The sequence below is a fragment of the Coriobacteriia bacterium genome, assembly GCA_041658765.1.
Lineage (GTDB): Bacteria > Actinomycetota > Coriobacteriia > Anaerosomatales > JBAZZO01 > JBAZZO01.
In genome coordinates this window covers 73,550-91,610 of sequence record JBAZZO010000001.1, presented here as the reverse complement: position 1 = coordinate 91,610, position 18,061 = coordinate 73,550, and the positions used below count along the sequence as shown (strand labels likewise).

General features: G+C 67.7%; 19 protein-coding genes. All 19 read right to left on the bottom strand.

Annotated elements, in window-relative coordinates:
• Positions 1-4: 4 nt before the first annotated feature.
• The gene (gene pheS, locus WC971_00490; protein MFA5843289.1) at positions 5-1,066 is read right to left on the bottom strand and encodes a phenylalanine--tRNA ligase subunit alpha; all 1,062 of its coding nucleotides are present in this window, start codon (positions 1,064-1,066) and stop codon (positions 5-7) included.
• Positions 1,067-1,420: 354 nt separating this feature from the next.
• Positions 1,421-1,858, bottom strand: a complete 438-nt coding sequence (locus WC971_00485; GenBank protein ID MFA5843288.1) for a signal peptidase I — start codon at positions 1,856-1,858, stop codon at positions 1,421-1,423.
• Entirely contained in the window at positions 1,858-2,340 is a 483-nt protein-coding gene (locus tag WC971_00480) for a TasA family protein (protein ID MFA5843287.1), read from the bottom strand. Before WC971_00480 ends, WC971_00485 begins: the two co-directional genes overlap by 1 nt.
• 186 nt (positions 2,341-2,526) lie before the next feature.
• Positions 2,527-2,886 carry a 50S ribosomal protein L20 gene (gene rplT / locus WC971_00475; protein ID MFA5843286.1) on the bottom strand — a complete coding sequence of 120 codons (360 nt, stop codon included), beginning with the start codon at positions 2,884-2,886 and terminating at the stop codon, positions 2,527-2,529.
• A gap of 40 nt (positions 2,887-2,926) precedes the next feature.
• A complete protein-coding gene (rpmI, locus tag WC971_00470; GenBank protein MFA5843285.1) occupies positions 2,927-3,124 on the bottom strand; it encodes a 50S ribosomal protein L35 in 198 nt (65 codons plus the stop codon).
• Between the two features lie 25 nt (positions 3,125-3,149).
• On the bottom strand, positions 3,150-3,743 hold the full coding sequence (gene infC, locus WC971_00465) for a translation initiation factor IF-3 (protein ID MFA5843284.1): 594 nt from the start codon (positions 3,741-3,743) through the stop codon (positions 3,150-3,152).
• 271 nt (positions 3,744-4,014) lie between these two features.
• A complete protein-coding gene (locus tag WC971_00460; protein MFA5843283.1) occupies positions 4,015-5,049 on the bottom strand; it encodes an NAD-dependent epimerase/dehydratase family protein in 1,035 nt (344 codons plus the stop codon).
• A 21-nt stretch (positions 5,050-5,070) separates the two neighbouring features.
• Complete coding sequence (locus WC971_00455; protein ID MFA5843282.1) at positions 5,071-6,063, bottom strand: NAD-dependent epimerase/dehydratase family protein; 993 nt, start codon at positions 6,061-6,063, stop codon at positions 5,071-5,073.
• A gap of 18 nt (positions 6,064-6,081) precedes the next feature.
• Positions 6,082-6,963: a decaprenyl-phosphate phosphoribosyltransferase gene (locus tag WC971_00450; GenBank protein MFA5843281.1), complete on the bottom strand. Its 882-nt coding sequence runs from the start codon at positions 6,961-6,963 to the stop codon at positions 6,082-6,084.
• Between the two features lie 11 nt (positions 6,964-6,974).
• Positions 6,975-8,225: a phospholipid carrier-dependent glycosyltransferase gene (locus WC971_00445; protein MFA5843280.1), complete on the bottom strand. Its 1,251-nt coding sequence runs from the start codon at positions 8,223-8,225 to the stop codon at positions 6,975-6,977.
• 5 nt (positions 8,226-8,230) lie between these two features.
• Positions 8,231-8,965 carry a hypothetical protein gene (locus tag WC971_00440; GenBank protein MFA5843279.1) on the bottom strand — a complete coding sequence of 245 codons (735 nt, stop codon included), beginning with the start codon at positions 8,963-8,965 and terminating at the stop codon, positions 8,231-8,233.
• Between the two features lie 175 nt (positions 8,966-9,140).
• A complete protein-coding gene (thrS, locus tag WC971_00435) occupies positions 9,141-11,072 on the bottom strand; it encodes a threonine--tRNA ligase (protein ID MFA5843278.1) in 1,932 nt (643 codons plus the stop codon).
• The gene (locus WC971_00430; GenBank protein ID MFA5843277.1) at positions 11,069-11,503 is read right to left on the bottom strand and encodes a zinc ribbon domain-containing protein; all 435 of its coding nucleotides are present in this window, start codon (positions 11,501-11,503) and stop codon (positions 11,069-11,071) included. The genes thrS and WC971_00430 overlap by 4 nt, the downstream gene beginning before the upstream one ends.
• 69 nt (positions 11,504-11,572) lie before the next feature.
• Entirely contained in the window at positions 11,573-12,871 is a 1,299-nt protein-coding gene (locus WC971_00425; protein ID MFA5843276.1) for a Mur ligase family protein, read from the bottom strand.
• Between the two features lie 5 nt (positions 12,872-12,876).
• A complete protein-coding gene (locus WC971_00420) occupies positions 12,877-15,537 on the bottom strand; it encodes a valine--tRNA ligase (protein MFA5843275.1) in 2,661 nt (886 codons plus the stop codon).
• 79 nt (positions 15,538-15,616) lie between these two features.
• Positions 15,617-15,883 (bottom strand): type II toxin-antitoxin system RelE/ParE family toxin, encoded by a 267-nt coding sequence (locus WC971_00415; protein MFA5843274.1) that lies wholly within the window; start codon positions 15,881-15,883, stop codon positions 15,617-15,619.
• The gene (locus WC971_00410; protein MFA5843273.1) at positions 15,870-16,100 is read right to left on the bottom strand and encodes a ribbon-helix-helix protein, CopG family; all 231 of its coding nucleotides are present in this window, start codon (positions 16,098-16,100) and stop codon (positions 15,870-15,872) included. Before WC971_00410 ends, WC971_00415 begins: the two co-directional genes overlap by 14 nt.
• Positions 16,101-16,163: 63 nt before the next feature.
• Entirely contained in the window at positions 16,164-17,426 is a 1,263-nt protein-coding gene (clpX, locus tag WC971_00405; protein ID MFA5843272.1) for an ATP-dependent Clp protease ATP-binding subunit ClpX, read from the bottom strand.
• Positions 17,427-17,438: 12 nt separating this feature from the next.
• Positions 17,439-18,059: an ATP-dependent Clp endopeptidase proteolytic subunit ClpP gene (clpP, locus tag WC971_00400; protein ID MFA5843271.1), complete on the bottom strand. Its 621-nt coding sequence runs from the start codon at positions 18,057-18,059 to the stop codon at positions 17,439-17,441.
• Between the last annotated feature and the right edge of the window lie 2 nt (positions 18,060-18,061).

Genomic DNA, 18,061 nt, shown 5'->3' with positions numbered 1-18,061 from the left:
GGCGTCAGAACCTGCGCAGGAAGCGCATGTCGCTCTCGACGAGGACTCGCAGGTCCGGCACCCCGTACTTGAGGGCCGCGATCCGCTCGGCGCCCATGCCGAAAGCGAAACCCGTGTAGCGCTCGGAGTCGATACCCGCGAGACCGAGGACGTTGGGGTCGACCATGCCGCAGCCCATGATCTCGAGCCACCCCGATCCCTTGCAGAACCGGCACCCCGCACCCGCGCACAGACCACACGAGACGTCGACCTCGGCACTCGGCTCCGTGAACGGGAAGAAATGAGGCCTCAGACGGACCCGCCGGTCCTCGCCGAACATCTCACGGCAGAAGTGCTCGAGGGTTCCCTTGAGATCGCCGAAGGTGATGCCCTCGTCGACGACGAGACCCTCTATCTGGGTGAACTGGGGAAGATGGCTGGGGTCGGCCACGTCGCGGCGGAAGACCCGCCCCGGTGCGAGCACGTAGATCGGCGGCGGGGTCCTCTCCATCACGCGCACCTGGACCGGGCTGGTGTGCGTCCGAAGCAGCACATCGGACTCGCCGGCCACATCGGCGCGCTCGCCCGACAGATCGGCCAGGTAGAAGGTGTCCTGCAGACTGCGGGCGGGATGATCGGGCGGCGTATTGAGCGCCGTGAAGTTGTAGTAGTCGAGCTCGGCCTCGGGACCCTCGGCGACCATGTAGCCGAGGCCGATGAAGATGCGGACCGTCTCCTCCACGATCTGTGAGATGAGGTGACGACGGCCCGGGACTCGTCTCCGGCCGGGAAGCGTCACGTCCGCCTTCTCGGAATCGACGCGGGCTTCGAGCGCGACGGCCTCAAGAGCCGCGCGCCGCGAGGCCACAGCCTCCTCGAGCGCGTCGCGCACCTCGTTCGAGACCTTGCCGGCCGCCGGACGTTCCTCGGGCGTGAGCGAGCCCAGTCCTCGCAGCACAGACGTCAGCGAGCCTTTCTTGCCGAGGTAGGAGACTCGCACCGCCTCCAGCGACGCCACGTCCGCAGCCGATGCGATGGCCGCCTCCCCCGCTTCGCGCAGACCGCGCAGCTCGTCCACGATCGCCATGCGCCGCTCCTCCGTCGTCGGTCGCCGGACGAAGGAAGCCGACCCCGTCGCCTGGTCATCCCAAGGACGGAAGTCGGCTTCCGCGGTACCACCCTGGTTGGCCCGCGTGAGCGGACCCCCTCAGCCGCGCGACCACTCGACCGCGCGCCCGGGCCCTCTCAGCCCGCAGTCCCCGTAACGGTGGATCCGGCCCCCCTACTGACGCCGCGCAAGCGGCCGTTCAGGAAGCGGCTCGGGAGTGAACCGCCGGGCGCTCCCGTCGAGACCCTCACAGCACGTCCGGGTCCCTCTCTGGAGGCGGGTCTTCCCCGCCCGGCGCATCTCCGTCATAGCCGAAGGTATGCGATTGATGGGTCAGTGTAGCATATCCCCACGGCCCGGCCGCATGCCGCGCACCTCCCTCGCGAGAAGCCCGCGTGCCGCGGGGGCGACGATCCATCGGCCTATCGGCGCGACGAACACCACCTTGCCGAGCACGGCCGCTCGACGCACCGCGGTCGCATCGGCGACCGCATTCGCGTCACCCCTCGTCACGAACATGCCGGGCGGTCCCTCGCGCACGATGCGATGGAGCACGCCGCCGGGCCACCCTGCCTTGTCGAACAGCGCGACGTCCCCCACGCGCAGGTCACGCGAACCGCGAGCGACGATCGCGACGTCGCCTGGGAGCAGCGCGGGCGACATCGAGCCGCCAGCGACGAGGCGGACATCGCACTTGGCCGCCGCGAGAGCGACCGCACCTGTCGCCAGTATCGACAAGGCGCCGTTCGCGAGACGGGCGCGGCGTCCCATCAGTGCGCCTGCTCCGCGTCGGCGTACACCGAGAGCTTGACGTAGTCGTCGAGCAACTCGTTCCCGGCGGCCGCGGGCAGGCCTATCTCGAAGGCCAACTGCGACCTCCCCCCGGGCGTCAAGCCTATCTGCGTGGTGCGTAGAGTCGACAGCGGACCGTCGTAGACGAGCGCGCCGTCGGCGGTCACCCGACAGGTGAGCGCCTCCCAGAACTCCGTGATCCCCGCCTTCTTCACCGCCGTGACGACGACGTTCATCGGAAGGTTCCCGTCGTTCACGAGTGCGAGCGGACGCGTGACCGTCGCACCGGGCGCGAGCGTGTCGATCGACAGCGCGGCGATCGTCGGCTCCGCCGAGACACTCACCGTCCCCGCCCGGATGACGTTCTCGGCCACCTGCACCTGGGCCGTGAAGTACGCGCCGGCGCAGCCGGCGGCCGTGACGAGCGCGAGGCTCGCTACGGCAAGGAACAACCGCTTCATGGACATCCCCTCCTCGGTTCGAGCGCCGTCGAGGGGGTGGCGGCTCTTCGCATGCCGGCGGTCGCCGGCTCGCGCATCTTCGCATGGCGGTCTTACCGCACGCTCACCGGGACCTGAACGGACCGGGACGCACGAAGGCCCCGCGACAGCGGGGCCTTCGGGATGCGCTCGGTTCTTTGGAGGAGCCTACGCCGAGACGTGCTCCTTGGCGACCTCGACGAGCTTGGCGAACGACTCGGGATCGTTGATCGCCATGTCGGAGAGCACCTTGCGGTCGAGCGTGATCTCGGCCTTCTTGAGGCCGTTCATGAACACCGAGTACGACAGACCGCTCAGATGCGCACCCGCGTTGATCCGGACGATCCACAGGCGGCGGATCTCGCGCTTCTTGTTGCGACGGTCGCGGTACGCGTACTGCAGCGAATGCTGCACCTGCTCCTTCGCGGCACGGTAGCTACGACTCTTGGCGCCGTAGTAGCCCTTGGCGCGATCGAGTACCGTGCGGCGCTTCTTCTTCGCCGTGACGGCACGCTTCACCCTAGGCATGGGGTATCACTCCTCGTCTCGTGTGGCTGAGGCGTCGGGACTACCCGATGCCGAGCTGCTTCTTGACCGTGGTCACGTCGCACGGGGCGACGAGCGAAGCGGCCCCGAAGGCGCGCTTGCGCTTCGGACTCTTCTTCTCAAGGATGTGGCTCTTGAACGCGTTCGCGCGCTTGACCTTGCCGGTGCCCGTCAGCTTGAAGCGCTTCGCGGTGCCCTTGTGGGTCCTCATCTTCGGCATATCGGCACTCCTTCTCGGCGGCCGCCTACTCGGCGGGCGCCTCGCTCGCTTCCGGCTCCTCGCCGAGCTCGGAGAGCTCGACTTCCGCCTTCGGCACTTCCTTCTTCACCGGGGCCATCAACATGAACATGTTGCGCCCCTCGAGCTTCGGCTGGCTCTCGACGAGACCTAGCTCGCGAACGTCCTCTGCTAGCCGCTCCAGGATGGCCAGTCCTCGCTCCGCGTGGACCATCTCGCGTCCCCGGAACATGATCGTGACCTTGACCTTGGCGCCCGAGTCGAGGAACCGCACCACGTGCTTCTTCTTCGTCTCGTAGTCGTGCGTACCGATCTTCGGGCGGAACTTGATCTCTTTTATCTGTATCGTCGTCTGGTGCTTTCGTGCCTTCTTCGCCTTGATGGCTTCCTCGTACTTGAACTTCCCATAGTCCATGATCCTCGCGACCGGAGGATCTGCGTTCGGGGCCACTTCGACCAAGTCGAGGTTCTGGTCGTCGGCGATGCGTTGCGCATCCGGCGTGTTGAAGATCCCGAGCTGGGACCCATCGACGCCGATCAGGCGCAGACGAGGCGCCCGGATCCGTTCGTTCACCCGCGATTCGACCGTGCTAATGGGCAGTTCACCTCCGTGACTCGTCCCGTCCCGCTGCCGGGCGGGCCATTCCTCCCCGATGACAGAAAGTCCCGGCGGCGACGGCCGTCGGGACGCGAAGGCAAGACGCGCAGCGCGCGTCCGCTATCTCGACCAGGCAGCCGCGTTGTGACGCGCCGCAAGGTGGGGACCTTCTCGAACCCCGGAGGGATCGGGGTCCCACTTGACCTCTATTCGGTTGGCGGACGGATTATAGCCGCGGGCGGATGGGTTGTCCATTTCGCATCTCGCCGCACTCTCACGAGACCTTCCGCAGGATACGCAGGAAGCCTTGCCTCGGCGACGTGCGGTGAGTGGTCCCAGACCGCGAGTCGAGGTCGTCATGATGGGCGAGGTACCAGTCGTAGCTCCGCACGAGCATCGCACGATTGCTGTCGATCGGCGCCCACCCGAGGATCCGCTCGGCCTTCCTCGTCGAGAAGATGAAGGGCTTGTCCATGGTCCGATAGTGCCACTCCGCGAGCGGTGAGAGCCGGAGGATGTCGAGAACCTTGAGCACGGCCCGTGCGAACGGCGCACTGAGGTGGACCACCCTGGAGCCGGTGCTCGCGTACTCGGCAAGATCCCCCATGAGGTCGTCGAGCGTGCCGAACTCGGCGGCGCCGACGTTGAACGCCTCCCCCACAGCGCCGGGCTCCGAGGCCGCCAGGACGCACGCCGAGGCGAGATCGGATGCGCTGACGAGCTGGAACGGGTTCGAGCCGTCTCCGATCGTGTACAGCATCTTGCCCGCCCGCGCCCAGTCGAACAGGATCTGGAAGATGCCGCCGCGGCCCTCGTCGAGGATCGTCCGCGGGCGGATGATCACCCACTGCAGCCCACGCTCCCCCGCCGCCTCGACCTCGAGTTCCGCCGTCCGCTTGGACCGCCCGTACGCGCCGACCGGGGACAACCGGGTCTCCTCGGTCACCGGCATCGCCGTCACGGCCGGGTCGTAGACGGCGCTCGACGACACGTGCACCAGTCTGCGCACACCGAGGGCCACGCACGCCTCAGCCACGTTTCCGGTCCCGCGTGCGTTGACGTCTTCGAAGCCGCGTCCGGCTTTCGAGAGAGGGACGAGCGCGGCCGTATGGTAGACGACATCGACGCCGCGACACGCCTGGAAGACCGCCTCCGTATCGAGCACGCTGCCAGCGACCCACTCGACCCGGTCGCGGAGGTCCGGTGCGGGCTCCGCGGGATCGAACAGGCGCACGCGCTTCCCATCCGCCAGGAGTCGCCTGGCCAGGTGGGTGCCCATGAAGCCCGAGCCGCCTGTGATCAGGTCCACGTCGGTGTCTCCGGGCGCCATCTAAAGAAGGCCCGCATCGCGCGCCCACTCCACGGACTCGGCCATGCCGTCGCGCAGGTCGGTCGGTGACCGCCAGCCGAGGTCCTTCTTCGCCTTCGCCACGCTGCAGGCGATGTCCTTGTACATCTCACCGGCGACGTGGATCTCCATCTGGTAGAGACCGACCCGCTGCAGGACCCCGTCCACCAGCGCGGCACCCGCGGAGGCGAACGCAGGATAGGTGCTCGTGCGGAGCTCGACGCCCAGGATGTCCGCGAGTGTGCGGTAGATCTCCAGCGTCGAATATGGCCTCTCGTCGGCGATCCAGTAGGTCTCGCCGCGGGCGACGTCCGTCTCGGCCGCGAGCACCAGGGCGTCGCACAGGCTGTCCACGAAGGTCATGCTGCGGAGGTTGGCGCCGTCTCCGAACAACGGTGCCTTCCCCAGGGTGATCATCTTCATGAGACGGGTCTGGCGCTCCGGCTGGCCGGGCCCGTAGTACCAGCACGGACGCAGGATGGTCGTCTCTATCGCTTCCCGCACCCACGCTTCGTTCACGGCGCGCTCGGCGAGCGACTTGCTCCACCCGTAGCGCATGTAGGGCCTCGGAGGCGTGTACTCGTTCATGAGCACGTCGCGACGGCGGTTGCACCCCGCCGCCGAATTGCTGCTGACGTAGACGAAGCGCCTCACGCCAGCCCGGACGGCCGCCTCGAGCAGGTTCTGTGTGCCTCCCGCGTTGACGCGGTCGAGATTCCCCAGGCTGAACATACCCGTGTGGATGATCCCCGCAGCGTGGAACACCGTGTCCACGCCGTCGACCGCCCCGGCGAGCGTGCCGGGCAGTAGCACGTCGCCCTCGACGACCTCCGCACCCGCGTCGGTGAGCACGGACGTGTCCGAACCCGCGAGCACGAGACATCGCGTCTCGATACCCTCCCGGGCCAGGGTTTGGACGAGCCGGATCCCGAGCCAACCAGGTGCGCCGGTGACGAGCACCTTGCCAAGAGCCATGCGCTATCCTCCACTCTGTCAGAGCGACATCGCCACGATCGAGGCGACAAGCCACAGCGCTATGTCCAGCATCAGTGGCACATCGGTGAGTAGGATCTCCTCGGGGCTGCCGCCAAGGTCCCGCTCGTAGACCAGGTACATGTACCTGAACAGACCGTAGACGACGAAGGGGACGGTCAACATCAGGTAATCGTGCCTCTGAAACGTCGGCGAGAAGAACGTGTACATGGTGTAGCTGACGATGGTCGCGGCCGTGACCGCCGACAACATCTGGTCGATGAACTCGGTCGTGTAATGCTGGAGGGTCACGCGATGGTCGCCGGCGCGTTCCTCCAGGAGAAGGAGCTCGTGCCTCCGTTTGCCCAGGCTCAGGACCAGGGCGAGCAGTGCCGCGCACACGAGCAGCCACAGCGAGAAACTCGCCGAGATGGCGACGATGCCCGCCTGCGCCCGCAGGACGAAGCCCGCGGCGATAGCCATGACATCCAGGATGACCTGGCTCTTAAGGAAGAACGTGTAGGCGAGGTGCAGGAGAAGGAACCCCGCGGCGACAGTCGCGAAACTCGATCCGAGGACGAAGGATCCGGCCGCGGCGACGAGGACGAGACCCGCGGCCGCGCCGAGCGCGATGCGCGCGGACAGTGCTCCCGAAGCGATCGGCCGCGACCGCTTCGAGGCGTGTTCCCGATCCTGCTCCCTGTCATGCACGTCGTTGATCAGGTAGATGGCGCCCGACAGAAGGCAGAACACCGCGAACGCCAGGACGGAGCGGGCGATGGAATCCGGACGGGTGAACCGGCCCGCGAAGATGAGCGCGGAGAACACGACCAGGTTCTTCGTCCATTGCCGTGGTCGCGTCGAGAGGAACAGTGCGGCTATGGTGTTCGAGGGCTTCGGCACGGTCGCTCCGCTCATTCCTGGCCTGGTGGCCCAAAAGGATGCTGGTAGTCCCCCATCTCGGCCACGACCGGCCTGAGGTACGAGAACTCGAGTGATCGACCGATCGCGAGCGGATACAGGAGCAGCGACGTCACGAGCACGGCCGAGCCGTAGACGCGGATGACGCGCATCCCATACCGGCGCGACAGCGCTGACACCACCGAACCCAGGACGCCCGCCGCGAACGGGAAGACCGCGACCGAGGAGAGTAGCCAGATCGGCCGCTTGGACAACGCGAGCGGCGCGTAGGCGGCGAGGAAGAACGCCAGCAGGAGCGCGCCACGGCGGAGCTGGGGACGCTTGATGAGCGAATACACCGTCGCGGGCAGGACGGCCAGCCAGACGAACGGGTTGCCCACCGCGATGGTCAGCTGCACCCGACCGGCCGTCGTTATCGCGGGGTCGGCATAACCGTAGAACGGACGAATGAACCATAGTGAGGGCTTGTTGTAAGCGAGGTATGCGTAGGCGGGGCGCGTGTGCTTGACCATCGTCACTATGACCGCCGCCTGGAATCTCACCCACTCTCCAAGCCCATAGCCGCGCCCGAACCATGGGATGTACGTCAGTAGGTAGACGAGGAACGACAGCAGACCGAGCGAGCTGACCGTGAGGAGGACGTTCTCGGGCTCGCGGCGCTTCCAGGCCGACCAGATCAGCAGGACCATCGAAAGCAACAGCGCGGGGATGACGTAGAACTTCGACGCCACGCCAAGCCCGAAGGACACGCCCGCGAAGGGGAGGAGCCATCGCCAGCGATGAGTGTCCTCGCCGCGAAGGGCTTCCACGGCGAGCCATGCACCGAGCATGGCGAAGAAGGCGGCGTGCACCTCTTGGATCGCCTGGCGCGAGAAATCGATCTGCACTATGTCCACCGCTACCAGCGCGGCGGCGATGAGCCCAGCCCGGTCGTCGCGTGCCGCCCGTCGCACGAACAAGCCCGTGACCGCCACGAGGAGGATTCCGAACAGCAGACTGAAGCCCTTCACCCCGAGCGCCGATCCGCCGAACACGCGCATCGAGGCGTCGACCAGGAGGTTCCGCAGGACCGGATGGAAAGGCATCGTCGGGTTCGGCTGACCGTGCGCGACGTAATTATGGGCCGTCCATGCGACGAAGGTGTCGTCCGGAGTGGGTGCTTGTCCTCCGATCCAGGCGAGCCGCAGGACGGCCGCCGCAAGGACGGTCACCGCTAGGATGACCGTGAAGCGGCGTCCGGGCACGGACCTCACTCGATCCCCCGTTGCCGCAGGAGTCCGGCCATCGTGTCGACCTGCATACGCGCGGCTTGAGGGACGTTCGTGGCGTCCAGCGCACGGTCCAATGTCACCATGCGATACGTGCTCAGCGAATCGCCGAGCTGGGCCAACAACTGCTCGGGGTCGCCGTTTATGAAGTACGAGGCGTCGATGTTGAGGACCGCGGGGGACCCGACATGGACCGGGACCACGTCCGCGATCGACCGAAGGTAGCCCTCGTCATTCGCCGTTATCGAGCGACCGCCCGCCGCGATGCCCGTGTACCCGAGCTTCCGTCCGTCACGTATCTTGGCGTCGAGGTCGGCTGGCACGAGCAGATGCGCTACGGTACGTGCTATGCCGGTCTTCGCCGCCACCCACACGACGTTGCGGCGATCCACGACACCCTCATAGACCGCGGGGATGTCACGACCGGTGACCGGCCACCCGATCTGCAACGGCACCACGTTCACCGATACTCCGTAGTACTGCAGGTCTCGGGTCGCGTCGACCAGGACCACCCCATGGAGCCGTGCATTCCGCCACGCAGCGAGCAGGCTCTTCGAATCGTCCACGATCACGATGGACGGCGACGCGGGTGCGACACTCGACATCGCGCCGAAACGGGCTAGTCCCGCCGAGGAGAGGATCAGCGCCAACACGACTCCGGCCGAGAAGGCTACGGGGAACCGGACGGACACCCCACCGCGCGGGGAAGCCGACACGTCGTCCACTCGTTCGGGAGTGACAGTCACAAGAGAAGCGCTCCGCGGTCTAGGGTACGAAAGCCGCTGCGTTCACAGTGCTGAACCCGCGGCACGGATGATTGTATCGCGCTCCGCGACGTCCTGACCATCGAGATCCCCCAGCGTAAGTCGTGCACCCCTGGCCCACGACCGCCTACCCGGGTGTGACCGCGAGAACCTTCTCGGCGAACGCGTCGAGGTCCATCGGACCGATGTCGCCCTCGGTGCGATCGCGGACGGAGACCGTTCCAGCCTCGACCTCTTTGTCGCCGATGACGAGCATGTAGGGCACCTTCTGTTGCTGCGCCTTGGCGATCTTCACGCGCATGGGCTCCTGGTCCTCGTAGACCTCGACGCGAAGGCCTTTCGCCTCAAGAGATTTGCGGACGTGCCGGGCATGGTCGAGATGCCGGTCGGCGATCGGCACGACGACCGCCTGAACGGGGGCGAGCCACGCGGGGAACGCCCCCGCGTAGTGCTCGATGAGGATGCCGAAGAAGCGCTCCATACTCCCGAGGATGGTGCGGTGGAGCATGAAGGGCACAGCTTCGGTGTTGTCGGCGGTGCGGTATGCCAGGCCGAAGCGCTGCGGGAAGTTGAAGTCGACCTGGATCGTCGAGCACTGCCAGGTGCGGCCGATGGCGTCGCGGAGCTTGATGTCGATCTTCGGCCCGTAGAACGCGCCGTCGCCCTCGTTGACCTCGTATGCCAGGCCGCGCGCCTCGCACGCGTCCATGAGCGACTTCGTGGCGAGCTCCCACATGTCGTCGGCGCCGATGGAGTGCCCGACGGGGCGAGTGGACACCTCGGCCGAGTACTCGAAGCCGAACACGTCGTGCATCACGTAGTCCACGAGGTCGAGCATCGCCATGACCTCGTCGTGCACCTGCTCGGGCGCGCAGAAGATGTGCGCGTCGTCCTGGGTGAAGCCGCGGGCGCGCATGAGGCCGTGGACGACACCCGACATCTCGTGCCGGTAGACCGTGCCGAACTCGAAGATGCGCATGGGCAGATCGCGGTAGGAGCGCACGTCGTTGCCGAAGATCATGACGTGGCCCGGGCAGTTCATCGGCTTGACGGCGTACTCGTTGACCTTGCCGTCGCCCTCGTCGATCTCGAAGAAGTACATGTTCTCGCGGTAGAAGTCGTAGTGCCCCGAGATCTTCCACACGTCCGTCTTGTAGATGTGCGGCGTGATCGCCTCGACGTAGCCGCGCTCGTAGAGCACGCCGCGCAGCCAGTCCTGCATGAGCCGCAGCACGCGCGCGCCCTTGGGGTGGTAGATCGGCAGGCCGGCGCCGGCGATCTCGTGGAAGCTGAAGAGGTCGAGCTCCTTGCCGAGCTTGCGGTGGTCGCGCCGATCGGCCTCCTCGAGACGCGTGACGTACGCGTCGAGGTCCTTCTGCGAGAACCACGCGGTGCCGTAGATGCGCTGCAGCATCGGTCGCGTGGAGTCCCCGCGCCAGTACGCGCCGGCGATCTTGGTGAGCTTGAACGCCGCGATGCGGCTGGTGTCAGGCACGTGGGGGCCGCGGCAGAGGTCGGTGAAGTTCCCCTGCTCGTAGATGGAGATGATCTCGCCCTCGGGCAGCTCGTCGATGAGCTCCTGCTTCAGCGGCTGGCCCTCGAACGCGTCGTGCGCCGAGAGCCTGTCGAGTTCGCCGCGCACGAACGGCTTCGCCTGCGCGACGATGTCGCGCATGCGCGCCTCGATCGCCGCGACGTCGTCGGGCGTGAACGGCTTCTCGACCGCGAAGTCGTAGTAGAAGCCGTCCTCGATCGAGGGGCCGATGCCGAACCCGGCCGTCGGGAAGAGGTCCTTCACGGCCTCGGCCATCACGTGCGCCGCGGAATGGCGCAACACGCCGAGGGCGGCGGGGCTCCGATCGGTCAGAAGCTCCACGGTCTGGCCATCGCTCACGACCGTGGAGAGGTCGGCGAGGATCCCGTCGACGGCTCCCGCGACGGCGGCCTCCGCCAGCCGCGGGCCGATCGCAGCCGCGACGTCGAGCAGCGTGGAGCCCTCGGGGACCGACTTCTCGCTGCCGTCGGGCAGCTTCACGCGGATCTGGACCACGCCGCTCACTGCTTCGTCTTGCAGTACGGACAGACACCCCAGGTCAGCTTCAGCGCATGCCCGCACTCGACGCACGGCTTGCGCAGCTTCTTCATGCAGTAGGGGCAGATGAGGAAGTCCTTCTCCACCGGCTTGAGGCACGCCGGGCACGTCTCCATGTCGCGCTGGAGCGAGAACTCCTTCGTGCGGATCTCGAGGTCGCGTTCTTGGGCGTCCTCGAGGTACTCCGGCGGACGGACCATGAGGTAGATGGCCCATCCGGGCAGGTTGAACATGAGCACGGTGAGGCCCCAGAACCAGCCCATCGCGCCACGGCGCCGGGCGTCGCGCCACGTCCAGAAGACCAGCGCCACGGAGAAGACGACGTAGAAGAGCGTGCACAGCTGCCGCGTCAACAGAAAGACGGGGCTCTGCAGGATCGGCTTGAAGAGCTCGGCCATACCGCTCCCTCCCGGGACGGCGCATCAGCGCGGCGCGGACGAGAGCGATGATAGCAGATGACGGGCGTCTCAGCGGCTCCGGTCGCCCCCGCGCAGTAGGGCCCGCACCTCGCCGACGGTGTAGAGGCTGCCGGTCACGACGCATCCCGCCTCGCCGCCCGCTTCGCGCGCCCGCTCGAGCGCCGCGGGCAGGTCGTCCACCGCGTCCGCTTGCACGCCCGTCACGCCCTCCACGACACCGGCGAGGACCGCGGCCGGCAGGCAGCGCGAGGAAGCGTTGCGCGTGCACGTGAAGCCCGACACCATCGGCGCGAGAGATCCGACGATGCCCGCCGCGTCCTTGTCCGCGAGCACCGCCAGCAGCAGGTGCGGCGGCGCGCCGCGGAACGCCTCGCCGATCGCTTCGGCGAGCACCGCCGCGGCCTGGGGATTGTGCGCGCCGTCGAGCACGAGCGCCGGCGCGGCGGCGGCGAGCTCGAAGCGGCCGGGAAAGGTCGCGGCGGCGAGCGCGCCACGAACGGCGGTGGCGTCCAGCGCGCGTCCGAGCGCGGCCTCCGCGGCGGCGACAGCCACCGCGACGTTGCGCGCCTGGTAGGCGGGGGCGCGCACGGCGAGGCCGGCGTACGTCCCTCGCGCACCCGCCACGTCGAGCGTCGTCTCCCCGCCCGGACGGTCGGGGCTCGTGGTGACGGCGGGCGTCGGCACACGCACGACCGGCGCGCCCACCTCTTCGGCGCGCTCGAGCAGCGCTGGAAGTGCATCCGGGCCGCAATCCGGGCCGAGGACCGCGGTCGAGCCGGCCTTGATTACGTGCGCCTTGTCGGCCGCGATCGCCTCGACCGTGGCGCCGAGCCGCTCGGTGTGGTCGAGTGCTACGCCCGTGACCACGGCGACCTCAGGAGAGACGACGCTCGTGGCGTCCCAGCGCCCGCCCATCCCGACCTCCAGGACAGCCCACCTGACGCCCGCCTGCGCGAAGACGAGCAGGGTCGCCGCCGTGAGCAGCTCGAACTCGGTACATGTCAGGCCGAGACTCCGCGCCGCCTCGACCGCCGCGCCGATAGCGCCCGGGAAGGCGTCGGCGGCCGGCTCGCCGTCTATGGCGATGCGCTCGGAGTACGACTCGAGGTGCGGGCTCGTGTAGACGCCGACGCGCTCGCCCTCGGCCGCGAGCAGCGCGCCCGCGAGACGCGCGACCGACGTCTTGCCGTTCGTCCCGGTGACCTGGACGCAGCGCAGCGCGTCCTGCGGGCGACCTAGCGCCCCCGTGAGCGCACGGATGCCGTGCAGCGACGGGTGGATGCCGAACTGCAGCGCCTCGCCCAGCGCGGCGAGCGCGTCGGCCTCCGTCCAGCCGGCGGCGCCCATCCGGACTACTCGGCGAGTTCGGCGATGTGCGCGGCGAGCTTGCCGGCCGTCTCGGCGAGTTCGGCGGCCTTCGCGCGGTCCTTCGCGATCACCTCGGCGGAGGCCTTCGCGAGGAAGCCTTCGTTGCCGAGCTTGCGCGTGAGGCGCTCGAGTTCGACCTCGGCCTTCTCGAGTTCGCGAGCGGACCGCTGCCGCTCCGCCTCGAAGTCGACGAGCCCCTCGAGCGGCACGTAGAGCTCCATGCCGCTGGCTACCGCGGCCGCGGCGTGCGGTGGGCGCGTGACGTCGGGCCCGGCCTCGAAGCCGTCGATGCCGGCGAGCAGCTCGAGGTAGCCCAGCTCGGAGAGCAGCGTCTCCGCGTCTTGGGCGGACGCCCGGAACAGCACCCGCACGCGCGTCTTGGGCGGGACCGCGTATCGCGCGCGCACCGCGCGCACCTCGGTGACTATCTCCTGCAGCCGCGCCATCGTCGCCTCGGCCTCGTCGTCGAGAGCCGACGCCATCTCCTCGGCCGAAGGCCACGCCGCGACCATCAGCGACTCGGCGCGCTCTTCCTCCGGAAGAGGCAGGATGCGCCAGATCTCCTCCGTGACGAACGGCATCATCGGATGGAGCAGCCGCAGCGCCCGGTCGAGGACGAAGACGAGCACCCGCTGCGCGTCCGCGCGCGTCGCCGGGTCGGCGAGGCGCGGCTTCGCGAGCTCGATGTACCAGTCGCAGTAGTCGTTCCAGAAGAACTCGTAGAGCGAGATCGCCGCCTCGCCGAACTCGAAGGAGTCGAGCGAGGTCGTCACGTCGCCCACGAGCCGCGAGAGCCGCGAGAGTATCCAGCGGTCCGGCAGCGACTCGGCGTCGCCGGAGATCCCGCCAGGCTCGTAGCCGTCGAGGTTCATGAGGACGAAGCGGCTCGCGTTCCAGATCTTGTTCGCGAAGTTGCGGCTCGATAGCAGCTTGTCCTCGGAGAAGCGGATGTCCTGCGCCCCGGTGACCTGCAGCATCAGACCGAAGCGCATCCCGTCGGCGCCGTAGTGCTCCATCAGGTCGAGAGGGTCGACGCCGGTGCCGAGCGACTTGCTCATGCGCTTGCCTTCGGCGTTGAAGACGGTGGGATGGATGATGACGTCGCGGAACGGGACGTCTCCCATGAAGTCGAGGCCGTCCATGATCATCCGCGCGACCCACAGGAACAGGATGTCGCGCGCGGTCGAGAGCACGCTCGTCGGATAGAAGAAGCCGAGCTCGGGCGTGGCGTCCGGCCAGCCCAGCGTCGCGAACGGCCACAGCGCCGAGGAGAACCACGTGTCGAGGACGTCCTCGTCCTGGCGCACGGGACCGCCGCACGCGGGACATACGTCGAGGTCGGTCTCGCTCGCCGTCATCTTCCCGCACGCGTCGCAGTAGAAGACAGGTATCTGGTGGCCCCACCACAGCTGGCGCGAGACGCACCAGTCGCGGATGTTCTCCATCCAGTGGAAGTAGACGTTCTCCCAGCGACGCGGATGGAAGACGACGCGGCCGTCGCGGACGGCGGCGATGGCCGGCGCGGCGAGCGGCTTCATGTCGACGAACCACTGGTCGCTCAGCCATGGCTCGACGACGGTGTGGCAGCGGTAGCAGTGCCCTACGGAGTGGACATGCTCGTCCACCTTCACCAGCAGTCCGGCGGTCTCGAGATCCGCGATCACGCGCTCGCGAGCCGCGTACCGGTCGAGGCCCGCGTACGCGCCACCCGCCTCGCTGACGGTCGCGTCGGCGTTCAGGATGTTGATCCTCTCGCAGCCGTGGCGCTCCGAGATGTCGAAATCGTTCGGGTCGTGGGCCGGCGTGACCTTGACCGCGCCCGTGCCGAAAGCGGGGTCCACGAAGGAGTCCTCCACGACGGGTATCTCGCGGCCCATCAGCGGGAGCACCACGGTCGAGCCGACTATCGCGGAGTACCGCTCGTCGTCGGGGTGGACCGCGACGCAGGTGTCGCCGAGCATCGTCTCGGGACGCGTCGTCGCGACGATGACGTGGTCGTGACCGGCGACCGGCTCCTTGAGAGGATAGCGGACGTGCCACAGGTGGCCGCCGACCTCCTCGTGCTCGACCTCTATGTCGGAGAGCGCCGTCGAGCAACGGGGGCACCAGTTGATGATGCGCTCGCCGCGGTAGATCAGCCCGCGCTCGAACCAGTCGACGAAGACCCGGCGCACCGCGCGCTGGTATCCGGTGTCCATCGTGAAGCGCTCGTCGTCGTAGTCACACGAGCAGCCCATCCGCTTGAGCTGGGTGATGATCGTGGAGCCGTACTCGGCGCGCCAGGCCCAACACAGCTCGATGAACTTCTCCCGGCCGACGTCGTGACGCGACATCCCCTGCTTCGCGATCATCTGCTCGACCTTGTTCTGCGTCGCGATGCCAGCGTGGTCGGTGCCTAGCACCCACCGTGAGGGACGTCCGGCCATGCGGTTGCGGCGCACGACGACGTCTTGGATGGTGTTGTTGAGCGCGTGGCCCATATGGAGCGAACCGGTCACGTTCGGTGGCGGGATGACCACCGTGAACGGCGGCTGTCCGTCCTCGACCACAGGCTGACGGAAGCGGCCGCTCTCGATCCACGAGGCGAAGATGCGTCCTTCGACGGCATTCGGGTCGTACGCGCTTGGCAGTTCCTTCGAGGTCACGCTGGCTCCTGCTCGCCGATGCACGACTGGGGTCCCCCGATTCTAGGGGAAGGAGCCGGCGCGGTCACGGGCGACTCGCTCATCTCCCGCGCCGGTACACGTCACGACGGTGACCGACCTTCACGACGACGACCGTCACGACCGCGTCGTCGATCGTGTAGACGATCCGATATGGCCCCACGCGCACGCGGTACCGATCCAGCGAGGAGAGCTTCTCGCAGCCAGCAGGGCGCGGATCGAAGCGCAGATCCCCGACGACGCGCATCACACGGATCCGATACGCCTTCTCGAGGTCCTCTATCTCGCGGCGTGCGGACGCCGTGATGAAGACCTCATAGCTTGCCATCGGCCCGCAGGTACCCGAGGAACTCCTCGTATGCCATGAGCGGCTCGCGAACACGCTCCTCGATGGCGCGCAGGTCCTCCTCGTCCTCCGCGAGAGCCGCACGCAACGCCTCGTTGACGAGGTCCGACAGGCTGCGATCGGTCGCCGCGGCCTTGAGGCGCAGGGCCTGGTGCAGATCAGGGTCCAGGTACACGGTCGAACGACGCATCGCCGGCATGCGGACCACCTCCACCTCGGAGGCTATCCGCGAAACGTCATGACGTCAAGACGTCGCGACGTCCTACGCGCTCTCAGCGACTCCCTCGCCGCGCGCGACCACCGTCGGCGGGAGGCCCGACTCGACGGTCTCCTCCGTCACGATGACGCGCTCGACGTCGTCGCGGCTCGGCAGGTCGTACATCGTGTCGAGGAGCAGCCCTTCGAGGATCGAGCGCAGACCTCGCGCGCCCGTGCCCCGCTTCATCGCCTGCCTGGCGGCGGTGGACAGAGCGTCGGCGGTGAACTCGAGCTCCACGCCCTCCAGCGAGAAGAGCCGCTCGTACTGGCGCACGAGAGCGTTCTTGGGCTCGGTGAGGATGCGCACCAGCTCCTCCTCCCCGAGTTCCTCGACGTGCGCGACCACCGGGATGCGCCCGATGAACTCGGGGATGAGCCCGTACTTGTGCAGGTCCTCCGGAAGGACCTGCGCGAGCAGGACGCCCTGATCGTGCTTCGCCGCGTCGGTGAGGTCGGCGCCGAAACCGACGCCCTTCTTCCCGATGCGGGCCGCCACGATCTTCTCGAGCCCGACGAACGCTCCGCCGAGGATGAAGAGCACGTTCGTGGTGTCGATGCGGATCAGTTCCTGCTGCGGGTGCTTCCGCCCGCCCTGCGGCGGCACGGCAGCCTCGGTGCCCTCGATGATCTTGAGCAGCGCCTGCTGCACGCCCTCGCCGGAGACATCGCGCGTGATCGAGAGGTTCTCGGCCTTGCGCGCGACCTTGTCGATCTCGTCGATGTAGACGATGCCCACCTGCGCCCGCTTCACGTCGAAGTCGGCGGCGGTGATGAGCTTGAGCAGGATGTTCTCGACGTCCTCGCCGACGTATCCGGCCTCGGTCAGCGTCGTCGCGTCGGCGATGGCGAAGGGGACCTTCAGGATCCTGGCGAGCGTCTGCGCGAGCAGCGTCTTGCCGCAGCCGGTCGGACCGAGCAGGAGGATGTTGCTCTTCGATATCTCCACCTCGTCCGCGCCGTCTCCGGAGACCGTGCGGATGCGCTTGTAGTGGTTGTAGACGGCGACGGAGAGGACCTTCTTCGCGAGGTCCTGACCGACGACATAGTCGTCGAGTTTCGCATAGATGTCGTGCGGGGTGGGCAGTACCTCGAGCGGAGCCGACACGGGCCTGGAGTCGTCGAGATCCTCCGCGACGATGTCCTCGCACAGCGTCACGCACTCGTCACAGATGTACACGCCCGGCCCGGCGACGAGCTTCCGGACCTGACGCTGCGTCTTCCCACAGAACGAGCAGGTGACCTGCTCCGGTGTCTCGTCGCGCGCCACGATGCGCCGCCTCTACTTCTTCTTGTCGTCCGCCGCGACGCGCTCAGTCACGACGTGGTCGACTAGCCCGTATGAGGCGGCCTCCTCGGCCGTCATGATGTTGTCGCGATCGGTGTCGGCATGGATCTTCTCCACGGGCTGCCCCGTGTGCCTCGCGAGGATGATGTCGAGCTGCGCGCGAGTGCGCAGCATCTCCCTGGCGCCGATCTCGATGTCCGCTACCTGGCCCTGCACGCCGCCGAGGGGCTGGTGGATGAGGACACGGCTGTTCGGCAGGGCGAACCTCTTGCCCGGCGCGCCCGCGGCGAGCAGGATGGCCGCCATCGACGCGCACTGGCCGATGCAGATCGTGGACACGTCGCAGCGGATGTACTGCATGGTGTCGTAGACGGCGAGACCGGCGCTGACGAGACCGCCGGGCGAGTTGACGTAGAGGCTGATGTCCTTCTCCGGGTCCTCGCTCTCCAGATGGAGGAGCTGGGCGATCACCAGGTTCGCGATGACGTCGTCGATCTCATGACCGAGGAAGACGATCCGCTCGTTGAGCAGGCGCGAGTAGATATCGAAGCTGCGCTCCCCGCGGCTGGTCTGCTCGACGACGATGGGTACGAGACCCTTTGCGTCATGGACCATCG

Bases quoted from the DNA above. Each gene is read 5' to 3' on its own strand.
- WC971_00425 (MFA5843276.1), bottom strand. From the start codon at position 12,871: ATGGGCGCCGCCGGCTGGACGGAGGCCGACGCGCTCGCCGCGCTGGGC.
- rpmI (MFA5843285.1), bottom strand. From the start codon at position 3,124: ATGCCGAAGATGAGGACCCACAAGGGCACCGCGAAGCGCTTCAAGCTG.
- pheS (MFA5843289.1), bottom strand. From the start codon at position 1,066: ATGGCGATCGTGGACGAGCTGCGCGGTCTGCGCGAAGCGGGGGAGGCG.
- WC971_00410 (MFA5843273.1), bottom strand. From the start codon at position 16,100: ATGCCGGCGATGCGTCGTTCGACCGTGTACCTGGACCCTGATCTGCAC.
- clpP (MFA5843271.1), bottom strand. From the start codon at position 18,059: ATGGTCCATGACGCAAAGGGTCTCGTACCCATCGTCGTCGAGCAGACC.
- WC971_00485 (MFA5843288.1), bottom strand. From the start codon at position 1,858: ATGGGACGCCGCGCCCGTCTCGCGAACGGCGCCTTGTCGATACTGGCG.
- rplT (MFA5843286.1), bottom strand. From the start codon at position 2,886: ATGCCTAGGGTGAAGCGTGCCGTCACGGCGAAGAAGAAGCGCCGCACG.
- WC971_00480 (MFA5843287.1), bottom strand. From the start codon at position 2,340: ATGAAGCGGTTGTTCCTTGCCGTAGCGAGCCTCGCGCTCGTCACGGCC.
- WC971_00455 (MFA5843282.1), bottom strand. From the start codon at position 6,063: ATGGCTCTTGGCAAGGTGCTCGTCACCGGCGCACCTGGTTGGCTCGGG.
- WC971_00415 (MFA5843274.1), bottom strand. From the start codon at position 15,883: ATGGCAAGCTATGAGGTCTTCATCACGGCGTCCGCACGCCGCGAGATA.
- WC971_00430 (MFA5843277.1), bottom strand. From the start codon at position 11,503: ATGGCCGAGCTCTTCAAGCCGATCCTGCAGAGCCCCGTCTTTCTGTTG.